The organism is Imhoffiella purpurea, from assembly GCF_000585215.1.
GTDB lineage: Bacteria > Pseudomonadota > Gammaproteobacteria > Chromatiales > Chromatiaceae > Imhoffiella > Imhoffiella purpurea.
On sequence record NZ_AONC01000021.1, the window covers coordinates 28,820 to 52,829 of the forward strand.

General features: G+C 64.7%; 18 protein-coding genes. 11 read left to right on the forward strand and 7 right to left on the reverse strand.

Annotated features, from left to right (window positions below):
• Positions 1-164: 164 nt before the first annotated feature.
• A complete protein-coding gene (locus D779_RS07020; protein ID WP_043751640.1) occupies positions 165-1,214 on the reverse strand; it encodes an NAD(P)-dependent alcohol dehydrogenase in 1,050 nt (349 codons plus the stop codon).
• A 268-nt stretch (positions 1,215-1,482) separates the two neighbouring features.
• On the opposite strand from D779_RS07020, the gene D779_RS07025 reads away from it, so the two are divergent.
• Positions 1,483-2,367 (forward strand): AraC family transcriptional regulator, encoded by an 885-nt coding sequence (locus D779_RS07025; RefSeq protein WP_043751800.1) that lies wholly within the window; start codon positions 1,483-1,485, stop codon positions 2,365-2,367.
• A 115-nt stretch (positions 2,368-2,482) separates the two neighbouring features.
• Here the strand turns inward: D779_RS07025 and D779_RS07030 are convergent, their stop codons facing one another.
• Together D779_RS07030 and D779_RS07035 are read right to left on the reverse strand one after the other, a co-directional pair.
• Positions 2,483-3,625, reverse strand: coding sequence for a YibE/F family protein (locus tag D779_RS07030; RefSeq protein ID WP_043751644.1), 1,143 nt, complete (start codon positions 3,623-3,625; stop codon positions 2,483-2,485).
• A 122-nt stretch (positions 3,626-3,747) separates the two neighbouring features.
• The gene (locus D779_RS07035) at positions 3,748-5,268 is read right to left on the reverse strand and encodes an alkaline phosphatase (RefSeq protein ID WP_043751646.1); all 1,521 of its coding nucleotides are present in this window, start codon (positions 5,266-5,268) and stop codon (positions 3,748-3,750) included.
• Between the two features lie 522 nt (positions 5,269-5,790).
• Between D779_RS07035 and nifB the strand changes: the two genes are divergently transcribed.
• From nifB to draG, 8 genes are all read left to right on the forward strand, one after another.
• Positions 5,791-7,284: a nitrogenase cofactor biosynthesis protein NifB gene (gene nifB, locus D779_RS07040; protein ID WP_043751804.1), complete on the forward strand. Its 1,494-nt coding sequence runs from the start codon at positions 5,791-5,793 to the stop codon at positions 7,282-7,284.
• Positions 7,285-7,297: 13 nt separating this feature from the next.
• Entirely contained in the window at positions 7,298-7,576 is a 279-nt protein-coding gene (locus D779_RS07045) for a 4Fe-4S binding protein (protein ID WP_043751649.1), read from the forward strand.
• Between the two features lie 77 nt (positions 7,577-7,653).
• The gene (locus tag D779_RS07050; protein ID WP_043751652.1) at positions 7,654-8,091 is read left to right on the forward strand and encodes a thioredoxin domain-containing protein; all 438 of its coding nucleotides are present in this window, start codon (positions 7,654-7,656) and stop codon (positions 8,089-8,091) included.
• Positions 8,088-9,383 carry an FprA family A-type flavoprotein gene (locus tag D779_RS07055; RefSeq protein ID WP_043751654.1) on the forward strand — a complete coding sequence of 432 codons (1,296 nt, stop codon included), beginning with the start codon at positions 8,088-8,090 and terminating at the stop codon, positions 9,381-9,383. Before D779_RS07050 ends, D779_RS07055 begins: the two co-directional genes overlap by 4 nt.
• A gap of 229 nt (positions 9,384-9,612) precedes the next feature.
• On the forward strand, positions 9,613-9,897 hold the full coding sequence (locus D779_RS07060) for a 2Fe-2S iron-sulfur cluster-binding protein (protein WP_014778533.1): 285 nt from the start codon (positions 9,613-9,615) through the stop codon (positions 9,895-9,897).
• Positions 9,898-9,913: 16 nt separating this feature from the next.
• Positions 9,914-10,261, forward strand: a complete 348-nt coding sequence (locus tag D779_RS07065) for a 2Fe-2S iron-sulfur cluster-binding protein (protein WP_043751661.1) — start codon at positions 9,914-9,916, stop codon at positions 10,259-10,261.
• 2 nt (positions 10,262-10,263) lie between these two features.
• Entirely contained in the window at positions 10,264-10,845 is a 582-nt protein-coding gene (locus D779_RS07070) for a nitrogen fixation protein NifQ (protein WP_043751807.1), read from the forward strand.
• A complete protein-coding gene (gene draG / locus D779_RS07075) occupies positions 10,823-11,773 on the forward strand; it encodes an ADP-ribosyl-[dinitrogen reductase] hydrolase (RefSeq protein WP_043751664.1) in 951 nt (316 codons plus the stop codon). Before D779_RS07070 ends, draG begins: the two co-directional genes overlap by 23 nt.
• Positions 11,774-11,964: 191 nt before the next feature.
• Here draG and D779_RS07080 read toward each other — a convergent pair whose 3' ends face one another.
• The 3 genes from D779_RS07080 to D779_RS07090 form a co-directional block, all read right to left on the reverse strand.
• The gene (locus tag D779_RS07080) at positions 11,965-13,095 is read right to left on the reverse strand and encodes an acyltransferase family protein (protein WP_043751667.1); all 1,131 of its coding nucleotides are present in this window, start codon (positions 13,093-13,095) and stop codon (positions 11,965-11,967) included.
• Between the two features lie 154 nt (positions 13,096-13,249).
• Positions 13,250-14,137, reverse strand: a complete 888-nt coding sequence (locus tag D779_RS07085) for an SIR2 family protein (RefSeq protein WP_043751810.1) — start codon at positions 14,135-14,137, stop codon at positions 13,250-13,252.
• Positions 14,138-14,342: 205 nt separating this feature from the next.
• Complete coding sequence (locus D779_RS07090) at positions 14,343-16,235, reverse strand: DEAD/DEAH box helicase (RefSeq protein ID WP_043751671.1); 1,893 nt, start codon at positions 16,233-16,235, stop codon at positions 14,343-14,345.
• Positions 16,236-16,466: 231 nt separating this feature from the next.
• Here D779_RS07090 and D779_RS07095 point away from each other — a divergent pair, with 231 nt between their 5' ends.
• Positions 16,467-17,795, forward strand: a complete 1,329-nt coding sequence (locus D779_RS07095) for an ABC1 kinase family protein (protein WP_043751674.1) — start codon at positions 16,467-16,469, stop codon at positions 17,793-17,795.
• Between the two features lie 91 nt (positions 17,796-17,886).
• Here D779_RS07095 and D779_RS21000 read toward each other — a convergent pair whose 3' ends face one another.
• Positions 17,887-21,996: a PAS domain S-box protein gene (locus D779_RS21000; RefSeq protein WP_052347914.1), complete on the reverse strand. Its 4,110-nt coding sequence runs from the start codon at positions 21,994-21,996 to the stop codon at positions 17,887-17,889.
• 207 nt (positions 21,997-22,203) lie between these two features.
• On the opposite strand from D779_RS21000, the gene D779_RS07105 reads away from it, so the two are divergent.
• Positions 22,204-23,901, forward strand: coding sequence for a cation:proton antiporter domain-containing protein (locus D779_RS07105; RefSeq protein ID WP_043751677.1), 1,698 nt, complete (start codon positions 22,204-22,206; stop codon positions 23,899-23,901).
• Positions 23,902-24,010: the final 109 nt, after the last annotated feature.

The following is a 24,010-nucleotide window of genomic DNA, read 5'->3' on the forward strand; positions in this document are numbered from 1 at the left end:
CTTCCACGGAGGATTGTTGCCCCAACGCAAAGATCCATGCAATCGATCCTGTTCGCGCTCGGTCCGGTCCGACATGAGGGAAACGCCATCAATGAGCGTTTCCTCAGCCTCCTTTGCGTCTTAGCGGCTCGAATCCCCTGCAGGGCAGGAAGGCCCGAGACGCGCTAATCGACGCTGAGCGAGGACATGTCGATGACGATGCGATGCGCAAAGTCGCCCTTGGCCAGATGCGCGAAGGCATCGTTGATCTCGTCCATCTTGATCATCTGACATTCCGGGTAGATCTGATGCTCGGCACAGAAATCCAGCACCTCCTGGGTCTCGGCGATACCGCCGATCAGGGATCCGGCCACGCGGCGGCGGCCGAAGACCAGGGGCATGGTCATGGGCTCCTCCATCGGGCCGATCTGACCGACGATGACCAGCGAGCCGTCGACGTCCAACAGCGGCGTGTAGACATTCAGGTCGTGCTTCACGGGCACGGTATCGATGATGAGGTCGAACGAGTTGGCGGCGGTCTGCATGGCCTGCTCGTCTGTGGAGGCGAGAATGCCCCGGGCGCCGCTGGCCTTGGCTTCCGCCTCCTTTTTCGTCGAGCGGCTGATCACGGTGACCTCCGCCCCCATCGCCGCAGCGAGCTTGACGGCCATGTGGCCGAGTCCGCCGAGACCGATGACGCCGACGCGCGTCCCCTTGCCGACATTCCAGGTGCGCAGCGGCGAGAAGGTGGTGATGCCGGCGCACAGGATCGGGGCGGATCTGGAGAGATCCAGGCTGTCGGGGATGCGCAGCACGAACTCCTCGCGCGCCACGATGTGCTTGGAATAGCCGCCCTGGGTGATCTCGCCGCTGATGCGATCCGGCGCGCCGTAGGTCGGCGTCATGCCGTTACGGCAATACTGCTCTTCGTGGTTGTGGCATTGATCGCATTCCTGGCAGCTGTCGACCATGCAGCCGACCGCCACCCGATCGCCCTCTTTATAGTTCTTGACCTCGGGCCCCACGGCGCTGACGACACCGACGATCTCGTGGCCCGGCACCACCGGATAGGGTTGCGGACCCCAATCGCCGTTCACGGTATGCAGGTCGGAGTGACAGACACCGCAGTACTGGATGTCGATGGCGACATCGTTCGGGCGTAGCTCCCGGCGCTCGAAATGATAGGGAACGAGCGTCGCGTCGGCCGAATGGGCCGCGTATCCGATGGTTTTCATGATAGTCAGCCTGATTTCGTCGGTGGGTTGGAAGTGGAGAGCCAGCCTTGGTGTCGATTCCCGTGGCCGGCAAGGATGGCTCGGCTGGATGTCGGGTCTGATCATCCGCGAGCAATGCGTCGAGGATGAGAATAGGGCCCGACGCTCGGCGTTGAGATACCCGATCCTCCAGATCTTTTGCCTATTTCTGCCTGGACTCCGGTTTCAAGTTGCCTTGACCGTCCAAATCTTATCTAAAGATCGCATGACCAATCAGAGCGAGCTTGAGATGTCACAAACTTCGACCTTGCTGAAACACTTTCCGGCGATGGAGACCGGAGTGCTGGAATCGCCCCTGCAGGGGGTGCGGTTCTTCAAATCGACACAGCCGATTCCACGTCGTCCACTGATCTACGACCCGAGCATCTGTATCCTTGCCCAGGGCCACAAGACCGGTTATCTGGGAGGCCGGCAGTTCCGCTACGACGCCAACAACTACCTGGTCACCTCGGTCACCATGCCGTTCGAGTGCGAGACCTTCGGATGCCCCGAGGAACCGCTGCTGGGGCTCTACATCGATATCGAGATGGGACAACTGAACGAGCTGATCAGCGAGATGGGACTGCAGACCGAGATGGGCAAGGCGATCGAGAAGACCTTGCCGCGCGGAATCGGCCCGGCCGCCCTGGACGAGGAGATGGCGGACGCCGTCGGCCGATTGATCAAGGCCCTGGGATCGGAGGCCGAGGCCAGGCTTCTGGGACCGGGGCTGGTGCGCGAGGTGCTCTTCCGCGCCCTCGGCGGCACCCAGGCGCCGGTGCTCTATTCGCTGGCGATGTACAGCGGCAACTTCTCCAAGGTCGCCCAGGTACTGAAGATCATGCAGACGCACTATGCCGAGAAGCTCGACGTGGAACACCTGGCCGACCGGGTGCACATGAGCTCCTCGGCCTTCCACCGGGCCTTCAAGGAAGTCACCTCCGAATCTCCCATGCAGTATCTGAAGAAGATCCGGCTGACGAAGGCGAGAGACCTGATGGTGCGCGAGAGCATCAAGGCCTACATGGCCGCCGACCGGGTCGGCTACGAGAGCCCCTCCCAGTTCAGCCGCGAGTTCAAGCGCTACTTCGGGCAGAGTCCCGCCGAGATGACGCGCGAACTGCGGGCAGCCTGAAGTGGACACCATCTTCCAGGCCGTTGAAAAAGTCGCCCAACCTATTATGGATAATGGCTTGCTTCATCTTCGAGGCACAATTCGTAGTGGGCAATCGCCTTTTTTCAACGGCCTGCTACCGCGAAATGCCCGCACGCAGGCTAGCCCGGTAGAGAAAGGCTGCGACCAGCGCGGTGAAAGGCGCCACCGTGATCAGCCCGAAGCTGCCAACCAGAATGTTGAGCACCTCGGCGGCGACGAAGGGGGCGTTGAGGATATTCACGCCCGGAAGCCCCTTCGCCATGAAGAGCAGGAACATGGCGATATGGCTGCTCGAATAGGCGAGCAGCAGCGTGGTGGTCATGGTACCGATCACCGCCCGGCCGACCCGCAGACCGGATGTCAGATGCTCGACCAGGCCGATGTCCGGATGCTTGCGCTTGATCTCGTCCATGCTGGCGGCAATGTCCATCGCCAGATCCATGACCGCGCCGGATGAGGCGATGAAGATGCTGGCGATGAAGATATCGGTCAGCCTCAGATCGTAGTAGCCCGAATAGAGCAGGGTCTCGGCGAACGGCCGGACCGCTCCGTGCAGATGGAGTGCGTCGGTGAACCAGACCGCCAGTCCGCAGGTCAGCAGCACGCCCAGCATGGAGCCGGTGAAGGTGGCGATCCCGCGACGGTTGAGCCCTCCGACCGAGAGCGTGATGACGAGCGTCAGCAGCGCGACCAGCGCCAGGCCGGTCGGAATCGGTGGATAGCCCAGCAGCAGCAGCGGAAAGAAGAGCTTCCACAGCACCAGTGCTGCGAACACGAAGGAGAGCGATGCCTTGAGCCCGGTGACCCCGGCGACCGCAATCAGGAGTGCGACGAAAATGCCGATCAGCAGCAGCTGCAGATCCAGACGATAGTAGCCGCGAGCCATCGCGTTCTTCGGCTTGCCGTTCTGGACGCCGTATTCCACCAGGATGACCTGGCCTTTCTCGTAAAACTCGTCGAGCTCCATCTTTCCGGTCAGAATGTTGGTGACGTCCAGTTCCTGCCCCTCGCAAGGCCCGTCGAGCAGCCGGACCCGGAGGAACTGATCCTCGGTCTTGACGATGAGGTTGACCCTCACCTGGCTGTTGTCGACAGCGGTCACCAGTGCACGGGAGTGCAACCCCGTCTCGGCGGGAGGCGCGGGCGAGAGATCGAGCAGATAGAGCGCACAGCAGAGGAACGCGATGACCAGGGCGAACAGCCAGTCGCGACTCAACACGAAAGGAAGGGGTTTCATCAGGGCTCCGTGACCGATTCCGGACACCCTCCGTATCGAATCGACGACAGGGGCCGGAAAACGAGAACGGCGCCGTCGCGGGAACGGCGCCGTGTGGCGGGCGAAGGGGATGGTGGGAGGTCTTACTTGGCGACCGGCAGGGTCTCCCTGAAGCCCATGGCCTTGGACAGATTCTTGGCGATATCCGTATTGTCGTAGAATCCGGCGAAGAGGTCGGCCTGACCACCCTGGGCGAAGACGGGGACGGGGACGCCAGTGTGGGAGTAGGAGGTCCAGCCGATGCTGGCCACCTCGTTCAGGATGTGGGTGATGGTGACGATGATGGGCTCGTAGCTGCCGTAGAGCAGGGTGTTCTCCGCCTTGCTGTTGTCGTTCTCGTCCGTCATGGACATATCGTAGGCGTCCTCCAGCTTCTGCTTCTGGTAGTCGTTGAGGTCGTTCCAGACGAGCCCGAAGGCGCTCTCCAGCAGACCGACCATCTCCGAGTTGGAGGCGAGGTTGTCTTCCTGCGTCCAATCGTACCCCTCCTCGTACTTCGCCTTGTGGGCCTCCCATTGGTTGGCGGCGAAATACTCGAAGCTGTTCTCCTGACCGAAGAGCTTGTCGTAATAGGCGGTGTAGGCCGTCGTGGCATGACCGATGGTCATGCCGCCGGTCTCGTGGTCGCCGGTCACGACGATGAGGGTGTCCTTCGGGTGCGCCTCATAGAAGGTCAGCGCCTTGGCGATGGCCTGATCGAAGTCGAGCACGTCGCCGATCGCGGCGACGGCGTCGTTGGCGTGACAGGCCCAGTCGATCTTGCCGCCTTCCACCATCAGGAAGAATCCGCGGTTGTTCTTCTCGTAGAGATACTCGATCGCGACCTCGGTCATTTCGGCCAGCGACAGGTTGGTCTCGGGACGATCGATCGAATAGGGCATGGCCGAGGAGCCGTCCAGGGTCTCGTTGATGGCGACGACCATCTCCGGGGCGCCAGCACCCTTCAGATCGAGGATGGACGCGCGATCGTTGAGCACCGTGTAGCCGTTCGCGGTCAGCAGATCCCAGACGTTGTTCGCCGTGTCACCGCTGCGCGCGGCACCTGTCGGAGCCACCAGCCCGCCGCCGCCGAAGAAATCGTAGCCGGATTCGGCAAGCTGGGTCGCGACCTGATTCATGTAGCCGCGGCTGGTCACGCTCGCGTAATAGGAGGCCGGGGTCGCGTGATCCAGCGAGACGCTGGAGATGATGCCGATATTGCGACCATGCTCGTGCGCGATCTGGGCGATGCTCTTGTAGCTGGTGGTCAGGGTCTCGTCCATGCCGATGACCCCGCTCTTGGTCTTGATGCCGGTGGCGAAGGCGGTACCGGCCGAGGCCGAGTCCGTCATGAGCGCGCCGGCGTCATAGGTGGTCTGCATTCCCAGAACGGGCAGCTGGGTCATGTTCAGACGGTTGTCCGCGTTCAGCAGATCGATCGCCTTGGTCGCCGAGCCGCCGTTCCTGGTGGTCAGATAGGCCTCGGTCGCCTGGATCTGGGCGCTCGCCATGCCGTCGCCGAGGAAGAAGAAGACGTATTTGGCCGAAGACGCCGCATTGGCCAGTCCAGCGAAGCAAAGCGCTGCCGTAGCCAGCAGCAGCCTGGAGATGGAATTGGGGTACACCTTGCCTGACTCCTGATGAGAGTTCGCGCACCGCCCCAACCTGGGGACGAGCGAAATGAGAGGGCTGGCCCAAGAGACCCGCCCTGGTATTGGCGCAGGCAATCTAACGAATAACCTTTGCAGCGGTATGACAATTAGGTGAATTCACTCAATTGTAATAAGAACACTTTTCGTCAATACCGCCCTATCTCAATGAATGAGATTCATGAACATACAGATACACGTATTGAGTGATTACGCTGAGCTCAAAGAGCCGATCGTGGATCCAGTGAACCGTCTCGTGAAGACCGCCCGAATACCGCCTAGGCATTCGAGCGAATCGCGATCAGCTGTCCAGATTCCCACAAGCTCCTATACAGCAACCTGTCGCAATTCTCACAAAGGGAACCGACATGTCAGAAAATAAAATTATTTATCAACGAGATAGCTAGCAATAAAATATCGGCATAGACTTTGCTTAAGCTAAATCCGGATTCTTCGATTCACTGGGGCGGGTGCCCCCGATTTTCTGGAGGCAGCGTGATGGAGTTGAAGGTAAAGAGCCAGGGCGGTTGCGCATCGAGCGGTTGCGGCAGCAGCGCGGACCGGCTTGCCCACCTACCGGAGGCGATCCGCGCGAAGATCGACAACCACCCTTGTTTCTCGGAAGACGCGCATCATCACTATGCGCGTATGCATGTCGCGGTCGCACCCGCCTGCAATATCCAGTGTCATTACTGCAATCGCAAATACGACTGTTCCAACGAATCGCGTCCCGGCGTCGTCTCCGAGCTGCTGACCCCGGACCAGGCGGTCAAGAAGGTGCTGGCGGTCGCCGCCAACATCCCGCAGATGACCGTACTCGGCATCGCCGGCCCCGGCGACCCGCTAGCCAATCCGGAACGCACCCTGGAGACCTTCCGCCAGCTCTCCGAGAAGGCGCCGGACATCCGGCTCTGCGTCTCGACCAACGGACTGGCCCTGCCCGGCCTGGTCGACGAGATCTGCAAGCACAACATCGAGCACGTCACCATCACCATCAACTGCGTGGACCCGGACGTCGGGGCCAAGATCTATCCCTGGATCTTCTGGAACAACCGTCGCATCAAGGGGCGCAAGGCGGCCGAGATCCTGATCGCGCAGCAGCAGAAGGGTCTGGAGATGCTGGTCGAGCGCGGCGTGCTGGTGAAGGTCAACTCGGTGCTGATTCCGGGCGTGAACGACGCGCACCTCAAGGAGGTCAGCCGCATCGTCAAGGAGAAGGGCGCCTTCCTGCACAATGTGATGCCCCTGATCGCCGAGCCCGAGCACGGCACCTTCTACGGCCTCATGGGTCAGCGCGGCCCCACCAACGAGGAGCTCCAGACCCTGCAGGACGCCTGCGCCGGCGACATGGCCATGATGCGCCACTGCCGTCAGTGCCGCGCCGATGCGGTCGGCATGCTCGGCGAGGACCGGGGTCACGAGTTCACCCTCGACAAGATCGAGGCCATGGAGATCGACTACGAGGCGGCCATGGCCCGCCGCGCCCAGATCCACGCCGAGATCGAGGCCAATCGCGCCGCGCAGCGGAAGCAGACCGGCGAGGCCTTCGTCTCGCTCGCCTCGCTCAAGCGCCAGGTCCCCAAGAAGGCCGAGACGCGCCCGGTCCTGATGGCCGTCGCCACCGCCGGCAGCGGGGTCGTCAACCAGCATTTCGGCCATGCCCGCGAATTCCTCGTCTACGAGGCGTCCGCCACGGACGTGCGTTTCATCGGGGCGCGCAAGGTCGACCTCTACTGTTCCGGCGGCGACACCTGCGGGGACGCCGAGACCACGCTGCAGAAGATCATCCGCACCCTCTCGGGCTGCGAGGTCGTGCTCTGCTCCAAGATCGGCTACGAGCCCTGGGGTCAGCTGGAGGCCGCCGGCATCGTCCCGAACGGCGAGCATGCGATGGAGCCGATCGAGGATGCCGTGGCCGCCGTCTATCGCGAGATGCTCGCCGCCGGCCAGCTCGAGCCCACACTCGCTCCCGAACAACGCATGTCCGCCTGAGAGGAGACGCACCATGGCATTCAAGATCATCGACAGCTGCGTCAACTGCTGGGCCTGCGAGCCGCTCTGCCCAAGTCAGGCCATCCTCGCGGCCAAACCGCACTTCGTCATCGACGCCAAGAAATGCACCGAGTGCGAGGGCGATTTCGCCGAACCCCAGTGCGCCAGCATCTGCCCGATCGAGGGGGCGATCCTCGACGCCTCGGGCCTGGCGGTGAATCCGCCGGGCTCGCTGACCGGGATTCCGCCCGAGCGCCTGGCCGCGGCCCGAGCCGAGATCCGCGCACGCTGACCAGGCGTCCGCACGGCGCGAATGCAGACACACGCCGAGGGCGTATCGACACAGACGAACTAGAGGAGAATGGCAAGGTGAGCACGACGCTGGTCTTCTACGAGAAGCCCGGATGCATCTCCAACGCGAAGCAGAAATCACTGCTGGAATCGCTTGGGCATTCCTTGAGCATTCGAAATCTGCTGTCCGAGCCCTGGACGGCCGAGCGTCTGCGTCCCTTCTTCGGCGATCGCCCCGTATCCGACTGGTTCAACCCGACCGCCCCCCGGATCAAGCGGGGCGAGGTACGCCCGATCGAGCTGGACGAGCCGACCGCCCTGTCCCTCATGGTCGCCGACCCGCTGCTGATCCGCCGTCCGCTGATCGAGTGCGCCTTCGGCCGGGGCTGCGGCTTCGAAGCCAGCCCCTTGCTGGAGGCGCTCGGCGTCCGTCTGGACGAGGATCTCCAGTCCTGCTCGAAGACCGGCCCGGATCCGCATTGCGACCTGCCGGCCGCCGAAGAGAGCCCCAGATGAGCAACCCTCCTTCGGCATCGCCCACCGACATCGCCCGCCGTGGCGAGGCGATCGAGATCCTGCCCGGCGTCCACTGGATCGGGGCGCTGGATCCGGCGCTGCGCGCCTTCGACATCATCCTGCGCACGGCCAACGGCACCACCTACAACGCCTATCTCGTTCGCGGAAGCCACGGGGTCGCGGTGATCGACACCGTCAAGGCGGAATTCGCCGACGAGTTCTTCGCCCGTCTCGAGTCGGTCGCAGATTACGACGAGATCGAGGTCATCGTGCTCAACCATCTGGAGCCGGACCACACGGGCGCGCTGCCCGAACTGATGCGGCGCGCGCCCCAGGCGCGGCTGCACATCTCGAGCCGCGCCCCGGCCATGCTCAAGGCGCTGCTCAAGCCGCGGGAGGAGGATCCGCTCGAATACCGGACGGCCGACACCGGGGACGAGGTGTCGCTCGGCGAGCGTACCCTGCGCTTCCTGCACACCCCGTTCCTGCACTGGCCGGACACCCAGTGCACCTATCTGGTCGAGGACGGGGTGCTCTTCTCGGGAGACGTCTTCGGCTGCCATCACTGCGACAGCCGCATGTTCAACGACCGGTGCGCCGACTTCCGCTTCGCCTTCGACTACTACTACGCCCACATCATGCGTCCCTTCAAGACGCACGTGATGGACGCGCTCAAGCTCATCGAGCCGCTGGCGCTGAAGATCATCGCCCCCACCCACGGCCCCATCCTGCGCGATCGGCCCAGACGCTATCTGACACGCTATCGCGAGCTCTCGAGCGCCAGTTTCGCCGAGCGGATCGGCAACGAGGATCCGACCCTGGTGGTCTTCTACATGAGCTCCTACGGCAACACCGCCCGCATGGCCGAGGCGGTCTGCGCCGGGGCCGAGGAGGCGGGGGCGCGCGTTTCCCTCTACGACCTGGAGGGCGGCGAGATCCAGCCCTTCGTGGACCTGATCGAGACGGCCGACGCATTGGCCTTCGGCTCGCCGACCATCAACGGCGACGCCGTCAAGCCGATCTGGGATCTGCTCTCCTCGCTCGCCGTGGTCGACCTCAAGGGCAAGCTCGGAGCCGCCTTCGGCTCCTACGGCTGGACCGGCGAGGCGGTACGCATGATCGAGGACCGGATGCGCGGATTGAAGATGCGGGTTCCGGTGGCCGGGCTGCGGATCAAGCTCATCCCGACCGACGAGGAACTGGAGGAATGCCGCGAATTCGGCCGCGCCTTGGCCAGCGCCATCGTGAGCGGAGAGAAGGGCCGGGTCATCGACTTCGCCGACCTGGGCTGAGCGGGAACGAGGATACCGAATCAGACTGCGGAGCCTATGCGCATGGCTAGGCTGCGCCCCTCTCCCGCGGTCCTTCTCCCGTCCGCGGGGGAGGTCGGTGCGCGCCCGGCTCACGCCGGGCCGGGGAGAGCGGGAAATGGAGCGGACAGCGATGCCGGCCCGCCCGGGCGGGCGCCGATCGCCAGTCATCGACCATTTCAATCATTTGAAACTTAAGGAGTCTGACATCATGGCGAAAGCCAAAATCACCTTTACGGACATCGACCAGACCGTGAACGTCCCGGCGGGCACCCGTGTCATCGAGGTTTCCGAGAAGATCGGTGCCGGCATCATCTACGGCTGTCGCGAGGGCGACTGCGGCACCTGCATGATGCATGTGGAAGAGGGCTGGAACAATCTGACCGAGCCGTCGGTGCTGGAGGAGAAGGTCCTGCGCGAGAACATGGCCAGCCGTCACGACCGGCTCGCCTGTCAGGCGCAGATCCTCGGCGACTGTCGCGTCAAACCCGCCTGATAACCGGAGAAGTATCGTGGCACTCGTAACCTTTTCGAATCCCGAGTACAAGGACAAGACCGTATACGCCGTGGCAGGAAGCCACACCGAGACCCTGCTGAAGCTGGCCAAGGAGCACAAGATCCCGCTCCATCACGACTGTCAGGACGGCGAGTGCGGCAATTGCGTCGTGCGCGTCTCCAGCGTCGACAACAAGCAGCGGATGGGTTATCACTTGACCGAGAAGGAGCAGACCGTTCTGCGCCACCTCGGCAAGCTGACCAAGGACGACATCGAGAAACTGGCCCTGGACGACATGCCTAGCGAATGGCGTCTGGCCTGTCAGATGATCGTTCGCGACGAAGATATCCTCGTGGAGTACTGATCATGTCGACCCTGGCCTGCGACCTGACGCGTGAAGCCGACCGTGTCTTCGCACGTTTGATGGTACGTGCGGCCGGGGACGGCAATGATCGGGCCTTCGCGGCGATGATCTCCACGCGCGCCGCCGGAGGCGGTGCGCTTCCAGCCTGGCTGGGATTGGAACTGGGCGACTTCCGCAACCTCATGGCCCACCATTTCCCGGGCGTCTCGCCCGATGTCCTCAGCGCCATCGATTCCGGCCCGCCACTGACCGGCGCGCGCGGGGACGAGCGCGAGGAACTGGTCGAACTCATGCTTACGAATCGCGCCAGCCTCTCCATCTCGGAGGTCTGGATGGCGCAGGTGGTCGCCGCCGGATGCATGGCCAGCGACCATCTATGGCAGGACCTCGGCCTCTGGGAGCGGCCGGAGCTGACCGCCCTCATGAACCGCAACTTCCCGACACTGGCCGAGCGCAACACTCAGGACATGAAGTGGAAGCGCTTCCTCTACAAGCAGCTGTGCGAGGCGGAGGGCATCTATGTCTGCCGTTCGCCCTCCTGCGAGGTCTGCGCCGACTATCATGTTTGTTTCGGACCTGAGTGACTCGCCTCCCGCACGCCAGGAGACCGCGCAGCTGCAGCAGCGCGCGATCGGCGCCTATCTGGGTCTGGCCGTGGGCGACGCCCTCGGCGCGACCGTCGAGTTCCTCACCCCGCGCGAGATCCGGGACCAGTACGGCGAGCACCGCGACATGGTCGGCGGAGGCTGGCTGCGTCTGCGCAAGGGACGGGTGACGGACGACACCGAGATGAGCCTGGCGCTCGGATGCAGCATCCTTGAGGCCGGTCGAGTCGATGCCCAGGCGGTCGCCGAGGCCTTCAGCGACTGGATGCGCACCAAGCCGGTCGACATCGGCCATACCGTACGCCGCGGAATCAGCCGCTTCCGCCGCACCGGCGAGACCGAGGGGCCCGAAAACGAGCACGACGCCGGCAACGGCGCCTGCATGCGCGCCCTACCGATCGCCCTGGCGACGCTCGGTGACGGGCCGGAGGCGCTCGACGCAGCCAATCGGTTGCAGGCCCATGTTACCCATCACAGCCCGCTGTCAGACCTCGGCACCCTCGCCGTGCTACGCATGGTGCAAACCGCCCTGCTCGGCGGCACCAAGGGACAACTGATCAAGATCGCGACGGAACTGGCCACCACGGAGCCGCGTTATCGCTTCGACCGGCGCCGCGTGGAGAATCCCGACGGATATATCGTCGAAACGCTGAAGGCCGTGATCCAGGCACTGTTTGATACCGACGACTTCGAGCCCGCCCTGATCGACGTGGTCAACCGCGGTGGCGACGCTGACACTACGGGCGCCATCCTCGGCATGATCGCCGGCGCCCTCTACGGCCCCGCGGCGATCCCGAGGCGCTGGCTGAATGCGCTGGACAAGGAGATCGCCCAATCCTGCCGGACCCAGGCGGCCGAGCTACTCATCCTGTCGCCCCACTATGGTGCTCTGCGCGCCTCGCGCTAAGATCCGCATGAATCCAGACTGCCCCATCCCGCATCCACCGGACTGGGCATCCCTCCCCCGCCCGAGAACCGGAGCCGCCGCTAGGAGGCTGTCCGACTTACGATGGAGATGGAGTTCGTACGCAAAACTTGGAGATGTTTTCGTTTTCGGATGAAACTGCTCTGAATTTCGCGTACGCACATCGAAATTGCTCATCCCTTATCCAGTTTCCTGCCTCCAGCGCCTAAGTCGGACAGCCTCCTGGACTCGACCACCTCGGACCCTGAGGGTGTTCTCGCACGAGCCGCAAGGGCGCGCCCATAGTCGCGCATCGGCTGCTCGATCAGCACATGGGCGATCCCGGCGAGGGCCACAACCGCCGCCGAGCACAATAAATAGGCGTAGGGGCCGGGCAGGTCGAGCTCCGAGCCCTCGTAGAGACGCAGCACTAGGATGTGCAGCAGATAGACCCCGTAGCTCAGGGCGCCAAGCGTCAGAGCGATCCGCATGCACAGCGGCCCCCGGCAACGCACCCTCATCAGCATCCAGAACAGGATGAGCCCGTAGCTCAGCGCCGCGAGGAAACTGAAATAGGAGCGCAGTAGCAGGCTGGCGTTGATGCCCGGATCGCCACGATAGGCGAAGAAGAGCGCCAGGACCAGCCAGAGCGCAACGCCGGCAGCCAGCGCTGCCGTCGGCCAGCGCCCGCCGCCCGTCGCGTTGCAGCGTCGGTAGGCCCAGTAGAGCAGCACCCCGACCAGGAACTCGATCAAGATGCCCGGCAGATGGAACCTGAAGATCGTCAGCAGGTTCGGGTCGGGGGCCGAGAAGGATGTCGCGCCCGAAACGATCACCAGACGCAACCCGAGGAAGAGGACGAGCAGCAGCACGACCCAGAGGATCCGCCCCCGCAGAAGCCAGGCGAGTAGCGGCAGGGCCAGATAATACTCGACCTCGACCGGCAGGCTCCAATAGGCCGGATTAAAGAAAAATGCCTCCCGGGCCGATTCGGTGGTTCCGAGGAAGAGCAGATGCTTAACAAAATAGAGCGGCTTGCTCGGATCCCCAGGGGTCATCAGCGCGTAGAGAAGCAGCGAGAACAGATACAGTGGATAGATACGGAACAGCCGGCGGATCGCGAAGGGGCCGAGCGCGAAGCCGCCGGACAGCAGTAACGGCGCGAAGACGAAGCCGCTGATGACAAAGAAGAGATCCACACCGCTCCACATGAAGCTCAGCAGCGACGGACCGCTAATCACAAGCTTGCTGTAATGGGCAGTCAGCACCATCCAAGCGGCGAGCCCGCGCGCCAACTCGATGATGGGGTTCAGTTTGGGGTCCATCGCTCAGATATCCTGCTCAGGCCGCAATGCCCGGCACCTCACCATGGTGGCACCCATGCCCACAGTACCATGCTTCCTCCCAACCGGCTCGCCCCCGAAACAGATCAGCTACGAACCGACACATCAATGATGCGCCCTATCCTCACTCCCGCCATCAGCAGCCGATCTCATGACCGCCGGGGATGAGTTCGCGCATCGGATCCGAGACCCCTGCCACCGCGAGCAGGTCGCCGATATCGGCCTCCAGGATCTCGACGTTCTTGGTCGCGCAGAACCTGCGCTCCTTCTCGGTCGGCTCCGGGATCAGCGCCCAGCCGGCGGGAGACCCGGCGCCGTAGATCATATCGGACATCACCATGCGCTCGGTGTCGCGGGTGAAGCGCAGCCCGAGGAAGAGATAGCGCTTACCGGTCCGGTAACGCTTGACGAAGGACGGGATGCCGAAGCCGCCCATCAGTTCGGTGAGGTAGTCCACGAAGTCGGCATCCGAGGCGATATAGGTGGCATCGGGTCGGGGGCTGCCCATCGGCTTGAACAGCACCGGCAGGCTGGGATCCACCTCGTCCTGGGCCACCTCGCGATAGGTCTCGCCGTCGTAGGCGTGGATGCGGAAGCGATAGTCTGTCCCGCCGGTGCGGGCGATGCCGCGCACCAGGGTGTGGGGGGCATCCGCGTAGGAGTCCTGGAGCTGGAGATCGCGATTGATGTCGATGACATAGGGCGGGCGGATCGACTGCAGCCAGTCGTGAAGCGGCGAGCGGGTCCAGGATCGCGTGTCGTAGGTCGCCTCGAGGAAACGGTGGACGGCACCGCGTCCGCGCTTGAGCTCGACGTCCATGGCCGCCCGCGAGAACTCCCACATGAGCCTGGGCGACATGGGCCTGCCGTTGTTCATGGCCAGTATGAGGCTGTCGCTGTCGGCGGGAATGGGCTCCTGGGTGGCCGTATCCACGGACCCGGTCAGGGCTCCAGGCCCCAGATAGGGAACCAGCTCGCCACTGGCCAGTTCTTTGACGAAGTTTTCGAGTCGAGCGGACACCATGCGCATACCCCTGGGCTAAGATTCGACCCTGAGGCTAAAGCAATAACCACGCCATCAATATAGAAATCGACGAAAGCAGATCAATATCCTTTCGATTCAGTCGACTATATCGACTCGGCGAGAGCGGGAGTCGCGGCTCGACCTGGAGCGCTTCGGCGCCGACTGTCGCAAAGACGACAGAGGCGCCCAACGACATGCCCGAGCCTCAATCGCGCGGCTTGCGGCCCGGGGCACGGTCGCCGCGAACCCCCTTCGAGTCCTTGGCCTGGAAGGGCTTGCGCGAACCGCCACCCTCGCCGCCCTGGCGACGGAAACCGCCCGGCTGACGGGCCGGCTTGGATCGGTCCTGGCCGCCCCGGCCGAATCGCGGCGCACCGGATTCCTTGCGCGGCTCCCAGGAGGCGCGCGATTGCCCGCCCTCCGCCGCCGAGGAGATGCGCAGCGCCTGGCCGCGCACATAGACGCGCTTGAGATGATTGAAGACCTCGTGCGGCATGCCGTCCGGAAGATCCACGATCGAATGGTCGTCCTGGATCTCGATGCGGCCGATGAAACGTCCCTCCAGCCCGGATTCGTTGGCGATGGCGCCGACGATCTCGCGCGGCGAGACCCCATGCTGATAGCCGACCTCGATGCGATAGCTGACCAGGTTTTCGTTTCCGGTCCGCCCCTGGCCCCGCTCCCGGCGCGGCGGCCGATCGTCTTGACCCTCGCCGCGACGACCGCGCTCCGGACGCTTTTCCGACCATTCGCGCCGTGCCGGGCGGGGCGGATCCTCCTTGACGTTCAGCGGGCGCTCGCGCTGGTAGAGATAGGCCAGCGAGGCGGCCACGTCCATCATCTCGATCTCCTGCTCCTGACCGATCCGCGCCAGCAGGCGATAGAAGAAGTCCAGATCCTGCTCGGCCATGGTCTTCTGGACCTCGGCGATGAAGCGGTCGATGCGCGACTCGCTCAATGCCGCGGCGGACGGCGGATCCATCGGCGGCACGCGGCGGCGAATGGTGCGTTCGATCGCCTTGAGCAGGCCGCGCTCGCGCGGCTCGACCAGCAGGATGGCGCGCCCGGTGCGCCCGGCACGGCCGGTACGACCGATGCGATGCACATAGGCGGACGGATCCGTGGGGATATCGTAGTTGACCACGTGGCTGATGCGCTCCACGTCCAGACCACGGGCGGCGACGTCGGTCGCGACCAGGATGTCGAGCTGACCCTGCTTGATGCGATCGACGGTACGCTCGCGCATCTCCTGATTCATGTCGCCGTTGAGCGGCTCGGCGGCGAAGCCGTGGGCCTTGAGCTTGTCGGCCAGCTCCGTGGTCTGATTCTTGGTGCGCACGAAGACGAGCATGCCGTCGAAGGGCTCGAGCTCGAGGATGCGGGTCAGGGTGTCGAGCTTGTGGAAGCGGGTGACGACGCAGTGATGCTGATCGATGGTGTCGACCGTCTCGGAATCGGCCGCGATGCGCACCTCGATCGGGTCCACGAGCCGCTCCTGGGCTACCTTGCGGATCGCCGGCGGCATGGTGGCCGAGAAGAGCGCCACCTGGCGCTTCTCGGGCGCCTGGTCGAAGATCCAGTCGATGTCCTCGGCGAAGCCCATGTTGAGCATCTCGTCGGCCTCGTCCAGCACCAGGGTGCGGATGCTCTCCATCGACAATGTGCCGCGGCGGATGTGATCCATGACACGGCCCGGCGTGCCGACGATCACCTGCGGATTGCGCTTGAGCTGGGTCAGCTGCAGACCGTAGCTCTGTCCGCCGTAGATGGGCAGGACGTTGAAACCCTGCAGATGACTGGCGTACTGCTGAAAGGCCTCGGCGACCTGGAGCGCCAGCTCGCGGGTCGGCGCCAGCACCAGTACCTGCGGCCGTCTGAGATCGGGATCGATGCGGCTGAGCAGCGGCAGGGCGAAGGCCGCCGTCTTGCCGGTTCCGGTCTGGGCCTGACCCAGGAGGTCGCGGCCGGCCAGGAGGTGCGGGATGCACTGGCTCTGGATGGCAGTCGGGGATTCGTAGCCGAGCGCTTGAACGGCTTGGGCGATAGCGGGAGAAAGACCGAGTTCGCCGAAACCGATGCTCGTGTCGGGGGTGTCCATGGTGGTGCCTCGAAGGGAAGGGTGCGTCCTCTAGGCCGACCGATGCAACCATTGGGACGATTCGCGAAAGTAACAGAGCATTATCCTCTTAAAAAAATATCATTGCAAGTAAATAATGCTTGACATCCCCGCTCGGCTTACAGCAGGAACCTGACCCGCCCCAACGGGTCTATCGGCACCGAGGCCCGGCCCCCGAGAGGCCATCCACACACAGATCAGGAAGACCAACCCATGCCCGAATCCTCCGCTCCACGTGGTACCGCCGTCCCCAGCAAACGACTGAGCCGTTTGTGGCATCTCGGCCGGGCGACCGGCGACTTGGCCGCGGGAATTGGCGTCAAGGGGATGCTCGAGCTGGCCCGCAGTCGCAAGGGCGACCAGCCGGCCCGCATCCAGCTCTCACCCGAACACACCCGCCGTTTCACCGACCGGCTCGCCCGCATGCGCGGCGCCGTGATGAAGATGGGCCAGCTGATGTCGATGGACGGCTCCGACGTCTTCACCGCCGAGGCCGCCGAGATCATGAGCGCATTGCGCGAGAGCGCCGAGCCCATGCCCATGAGCCAGCTGGTCCAGGTGCTCGAGGGCGAGTACGGTCGCGACTGGAATCACCGTTTCAAGCGCTTCGAGTTCAGCCCCATCGCCTCGGCATCCATCGGTCAGGTGCATCGGGCCGAGACCAGGGACGGACGACGTCTCGCGCTCAAGATCCAGTTTCCGGGCGTGCGCGAGAGCATCGACAGCGACATCGACAATCTGGCCTTCCTCGGCCGCTCGCTCGGCATGGCGCCCAAGGGGATCGACATCGCCCCCTTCCTCGACGAGGCCCGCCGTCAGCTGCACCGCGAGGCGGACTATGCTGCCGAGGCCGAGGCGCTGGAGCGCTACCGGACACTGATCGGCGAGGACCCGGATCTCTTCATCCCAGGCGTCCATCACGACCTCACCACCCACAACATCCTCGCCATGGATTTCGCCGACGGGGTCTCGATCGACCGGCTCGCCGGCCCCGACTACCGCCGCGCCGAACGCGACCATGCCGCCGAATCCCTGATGCGGCTGACATTGCGCGAGCTGTTCGAATTCGGACTGGTGCAGACCGATCCCAATTTCGGCAACTATCTCTACGATTCCGCCTCCGGACGCATCACACTGCTCGACTTTGGCGCCACCAAGCCGGTCGCGCCGGAGCTGGTCGAGCTCTATCGGCGCATGGCCAGGGCGACGATCGATGGCAATCGCGAAGAGATGCGCGCCGCCTGCGTGGCGATCGGATATATCGGCGAGGACGATCCGCGCGAGCACGTGGACACCATGCTCGACCTGCTGCAGATGTCGGCCGAGCCATTGCGTCACGAGGGTCTCTACGACTTCGGTGCCTCGGACCTGTTCGAGCGGACCTACAAGAATGGACGCGCCATGTTCCATTCCGGCGCCTTCAGCACCGCGCCCCCGCCCGAGACGCTTTTCCTGCACCGCAAGTTCATGGGCTCCTTCATGCTCTCGCGCCGTCTGCGCGCCCGGATCGATCTTGCCGAGATGGCCGCGCGATTCATCTGACCCCTCGTCGAGAAGAAGGAGGTACGCGCCCATCTCACCCAAGGAGCCAGACAGGCGGCCTCCGAGACGCAGCCGGACATTCTCGGTCTCTTCAGCCCGGCAACCGCCGCAGCAGTTCCTCGACGCCCTCGGCCAGGCGCTCGGCCAGTTCGAACGCCTGGGGCGATTGGTCGCGTGCCGCCCGCTCGGTGGACTCGGCCAGCCGATGCAGCCCCCAGGCCATGAGGTTTCCGCTCATCCCCTTGATGCCGTGGGCCTCGCTGGTCAGTTGCGGCCAATCCCGCTCGCGTACAGCGGCGCGCAGCCTGACCGGAGACTCGCTCTGGGTGCGGTGCAGGACGCCGGCCAGCTTCGCCACGAATCCGGGCTTGTCGCGATAGCGCTCGTTCAGCGCATCGAGATCGATCAGCGGCAGATCCTCCGCCACGCCGGACTCATCCGGCGCGGACGGGGACGGCGACGGGGACTCGGGATCGGCCGCACGATCCGCACGCACACGACCGAGAGAATTCGCCCCGCCCGGCTCGGAGGATATCGGCAAGGATCTCGCGTAGTCCTGGATGACGGCGACCAGAAGGTCGATATCCACGGGCTTGGACACATGCTCGACCATTCCCGACTCTAAACAGCGGCGGCGTTCCTCCGGCAATGCATGGGCGGTCAGACCCACCACGGGGAGATCCGGATACAGCTCCATGCAACGCCGGGCCGCCCTGTAGCCGTCCATGCGCGGCATCTGGATATCCATCAGCAGGATCTGATAGGCACCGTCGCCGACACGCGCCAAGTGCTCGAGCAGCGCCGCACCGTCCTCGAGACAGACCAGGCGCGCGCCCTCGGCCTCCAGCAACTGGCCCAGCACCATCCGATTCACCTCGTTGTCCTCGGCGGCCAGGACGCTGCAGTCCTTCAGACGTTCAACCGGCCGCGGGGCCATGGACATGGAGTCATCCTCCCCGAGCATCAGGGCGATCAGATGGCGCGCGCGGAAAGGCGCCTCCAGCAGCGAGACCCGACGAGGAAGCGGCTCGGGCAGCACGCCTTCACCGCCCGCTCGATAGACCGCGATCTTGACTCCCGTTTCGACCAAGGCGGCGAGCGACTCCGGGGCTGTCAGCCCGGTCAGAATCAGATCCAGTCCGGCCGGATCCGCCCCCTCCCGGAACGTCGCCACATCGAGCCCGCGCTCCTTCAGGGATCCGGCGATCCGGTCGCTCTCCTCGGGCGGCAACCCCATGAGACCGACGCGTCCGCGAGGCAAGGCATCCGCCTCCAGAGGCTCGATCAGTGGCAGACGAACCGAGAAGCGGCTGCCCTCGCCCGAGCGGGACGCCACTTCGATGCGGCCGCCCATGAGTTCGACCAGACGCCGACTGATGCTCAGTCCGAGCCCGGTTCCGCCGAAACGGCGCGTGGTCGAGCCGTCCGCCTGCTGGAAGGGACTGAATAGCCTGGACACTTCCTCCTCGGACAGGCCGATCCCGGTGTCCGTGATCGCGAAGACGAGGGCGTCGTCGCCATCGCGATCGATCGAGAGCCGCACCGAGCCGCGCTCGGTGAACTTGATGGCGTTGGACAGCAGATTGACCAGAACCTGGGACAGACGCAGCGCATCCCCCATACAGGAGCGCGGCAGATCCACCTGTTCCTCGACCGCCAACCCCAGCCCCTTGCCATGGGCCTGGTCCGCGACCAGGGAGAGCGCCTGGTCGACGACCTGCCCCAGGTCCATCCGCTGACGCTCCAGGACCATCTTGCCGGCCTCGATCTTGGAGAAATCCAGGATACAGTTCACCACCCCGAGCAGATGCTGGCCGGAGCTCAGGATGAGATCGAAGGTTTCCTGGATCTTGCGTCCGGCGCTCTGGCGATGACCGACGCGCGCCAAGCCCAGCACCCCGTTCAAGGGCGTGCGAATCTCGTGGCTCATGTTGGCCAGGAATTCGCTGCGAACCCGAGCCAGCCGCTCCGCCTCTGCGAGCGCGGCCTCGCGCGCCCGCTCGGACGCCTTCTGAGCCGTCATGTCGATGAAATTGACGACGACCCCGGTCACCCGGCCATCGCGGACCATGGGGTGAGCCGTATAGGTGACCGGAACGGCCCTCCCGTCCGCCCTCCAGAAGACCTCGTTGTCGACCCGAATCATGCGGCTTTCGCGGGCCGCAAGTATCGAGGGACATTCCTCGGCCGGATAGGGCTGGCCATCGGGACGGCTGTGGTGGATCAGGGCATGCATCTCCCGCCCCATGATGGCCTCGGGCTCATAGCCGAGGATACGGCAGGCGCCCGGATTCACGAACATCGCACGCCCCTGCCGATCCATGCCGAAGATCCCGCCGGCGCTGGAGTCAAGGATGAGGCGCATCTGCGACTCGGCGGCCTGCAGCTCGGCCGTCCGCGCCACGACCATCTCCTCCAGATGGGTCTGCTGGAGCTCCAGCGCGGCGCGGACCTCGTGGGCCTCGGTGATGTCGTGCAAGCTCACGACCACCCCCATCACCGCCCCATCGAGCAGAAACGGTCGGTGCTCGACATCCATCCAACGCAACCGTCCCTCGGGATAGCGATGACAGATCTGAAATCGTTGCGGCTCGCCCGCCAGGGCGGCCATGAGATGGGGCTCCACCTTGGCCCAGGCCTCGGCGCTCAGCAGATCGCTGACGCGGCGGCCCTGCAGCTGCTCCGGGGTTCTCCTGTAGAGGCTGGCATAGGCCGGATTCACCACCCGCAGCCGAGTATCGGGATCGATGAAGATGAGCTTCTCGGACGAGGTCTCGACGATCTGCCGGAAGCGGCTGAGCTCCTGCTCCGCCTGGACGTTCTCGGTCACGTCCTCGGCGAAGATGCCGATCCCGGCGATCTGGCCGTGACGCTCGAACCAGGGCCGAACCTCCCAGCGCAGCCACAACCGCGACCCGTCGGCACGCTCGAAGGGATCCTCGCGCGCCGAGATCACCTCGCCCGCCAATCCGCGCCGGTAGATCAGACGCCAGCGCTCGGGGAGATCCGGAAAGACCTCGTAGTGGCTGCGTCCGATCAGCGTCTCTCCGACCAGACCGAAATCCTTGAGCCAGCGATCGCTGACCGCCAGATAGCGCATCTCGAGGTCGAAGATGGCGAGCGCCGCAGGTGCGTGCTCGATGAACATCCGCAGCCGAGTCTCGCGCTCGCGCAGCCGATTTCGCGCCGTCCAGCGGGATTGGACCAGCACGCTCAAGATCAGACTGAGCGCCAGGCCGAAGATCAGGATCGGTACCGGCGAACCGGTACCGCGAAAGTAGCCGGGGGCGGGCGTCGCGATCACCTCGAGCGAGCGTCCGGCCACATGCAGCCTAGCGCTCACCTCCAAATCCGCACCGCCGACCTGCCGATCGAGCGCATTCGCTCCCCCGCCCGCCCGATGGACGTATATGAGCGCCGGTTCGCGGCCAGGCACTCGATGGTAGAGCCTCAGATCGAGATCCTGGGGATACGATCTGGCCATCACCGACTCGACAAAGCGTCCGATCCGCACCATTCCGACCGCGAACCCCAGGAGCTCGGACCTGGGGGGCCCCCACCGCGAATCCGAGCTCACCATCCGGTACTGAGGCACCAGGATCTCCAGACCCCGAGGGCCTTCGGGATCCTGGGGCAGCGGCAAGGGCGCCGTCGCGACCGGCCGGCCGGTCCGGATGGCGGTCAGGAAATCCGGGCCTCGTGCGGCGTCGCCAAGTGGATCGAACCCGATCAGTGACGCCTTGCCGCGCCTGGGCTCGATGCGCAGTATCGGGAAATACAGGTCCCGCGTCCCAGCGGGGCGAAGATGACCATCCACCAGATCCCTGATGGCGAAATCCTCCAGCCCAGCCGACCGCGCCTCACGCTCGAACGCAGCCCGCTCGGCGCCCTCGACCCGGGGCAGCCACTCGATCGCATCGAGCTCCGGATCCCGCTCGAGCGAGAAGCGCGCGAAGAGTGCGAATTCGTCCGCCGAGACGGATTCGGAGGCGGCGAAGAAACGTCCCAGCGATTCGATCAGGACGAGGATCCGCTCCAGCTTGGATTGGATGGCATCGATGTGGATATAGGCATCGCGCTCGAAATCGATCTCGCGCAACCGCAGATCCCATGCGCTGGCCGCGCGATAGGCCGCCAGACTCATCACCAGCCCAAGGAGCACCACCGTCAAGGCCGGCAGCCGCCGCCCGATCGAGGCCATGGGCGCAGACCACCGGGGAACCGTCTCGGAACCTGGACGCGCTGGCGGACGTCCGATCGTCATAGACATTCCTTCGCTACCCTTGAATCACGGCCGGTCATGCCGGTTCCCATGCGCCCCGTCCACCGGCGTAACGGGAGACCCGACGCCTCGTGGATGAAGCGAGTCGCGCACCCCGGGAACGGGTTCCTGATACATTAACATTCTATGGAACTCAGCAGCTTCGTCTTCTCGGCCATCGTCCTGCTCACAGCGGCGGCGGTTTCGGTCGCGCTCTTCAAGCACCTGGGGCTGGGCTCGATCCTGGGGCTCCTGGTAGCCGGTATCGTGGTGGGTCCGCATTCGCCCGGCCCCTATGTCACCGAACATGTGGACGACGTCCGCAACTTCACCGAACTCGGCGTGGTGCTGCTGCTCTTCATGATCGGGCTCGAGATGCAGCCCAAGCGTCTCTGGGCGCTGCGCCGCGAGGTCTTCGGGCTGGGGACCATCCAGATCCTGATCAGCGGTCTGGCCATCTCGGCCTACATCTCGCTCTACGAGACCTCCTGGCAGGCCACGCTCATCATCGGGATGACGCTGGCGCTGTCCTCGACGGCACTGGTGATGCAGCTGCTGCACGAACGCGGGGATCTGGCGACCCGTCACGGCAACGCCGCCTTCGCCGTGCTGCTGATGCAGGATCTGGCCGTGGTGCCCATGCTCGCCATCGTGCCCCTGCTCTCGGACCTGGGCACGGCAGCCACGCCCTCGATCGGACGCCAGTCCCTGATACTGCTCGGCATGCTCGGCATGCTCGTCCTGCTCGGTCGCTACCTGGTACCCTTCGCGCTCGAGCGTCTCCTGCGTCAGAACAACCGCGAGGCCTTCGCCCTGGTCGTGATGCTGGCGGTCCTGCTGGCCGCCTGGGCCATGCACGAGGCCGGGCTCTCGATGGCGCTCGGGGCCTTCCTGATGGGCATGCTGCTCTCGACCTCGCGCTTCAACTTCCAGATCCAGGCCTATATCGAGCCCTTCAAGGGGCTCTTGATGAGCCTCTTCTTCGTCGCGGTCGGCATGTCGATCGACCTGCCGGCCATCGCCTCCGAGCCCTGGCTGCTGGCCCAGCACGTGCTGGTGATCCTGGCGCTCAAGCTCGCCGTGCTCTTCCTCATCGCACTGGCCTTCGGCCTGCCGCGCGGGGTGGCGACCCGGATGGCCTTCCTGCTCGCCCAGAACGGCGAATTCGGCTTCGTGCTCTTCGGCTTCGCCAAGGCGCTCGGCGTGATCGATGCGCACACCTTCGCGATCGCCGTCAGCGTCATCTCTGTGAGCATGCTGATGACCCCAATGCTGGTGCGGCTGGGAGACGCCTTGGCCCGCCGCGCCGAGCGGCGCAAGAACGATACGCCCGAGTTCGATTTCGAGGCCACCGGCATCCAGCCCCAGGGGCGCGTCGTCATCGGCGGCTACGGCCGGGTCGGGCACACCATCGCAACCCTCCTCGAGGTCAACCAGATCCCCTTCATCGCCTTCGACAGCAACCCGACCAACGTCGACCGCGGCGTGCGCGACGGCCGCGCCGTCTTCTACGGCGACATCGGCGACCTGGAGCTCCTCACCGCGGCCCAGGTCGGCAATGCCGCGCTGGTGATCCTCACCATCGACCACGGCCCCACTGCGCTGAGGGCGGTCTCGCACATCCGCACCGCCTACCCACACGTCCCGGTGATCGCGCGAGCCCGCGACCTGGAGGCCTGCGGCAGCCTGATCCGCGCTGGCGCCTCGCGCGCCTATCCCGAGGCGATCGAGAGCAGCCTGCGTCTCGGCGCCGAGGCGCTGCAGATGCTCGGCGTACCGACCGGCGACGTGGACTCGCTGCTCCAGGGCGTGCGCAGCCAGGGCTATGTCCAGGTCGCCGAGTGAGCCTGCGGACAGCCCGATATCCCAGTGTCCGGGTCGGATCTGGTTGCCGTCACCCGGCAAACTCAGTAGGCTTCTCAGCTGCCTAAGAAAATCGATATATCGGGGGACC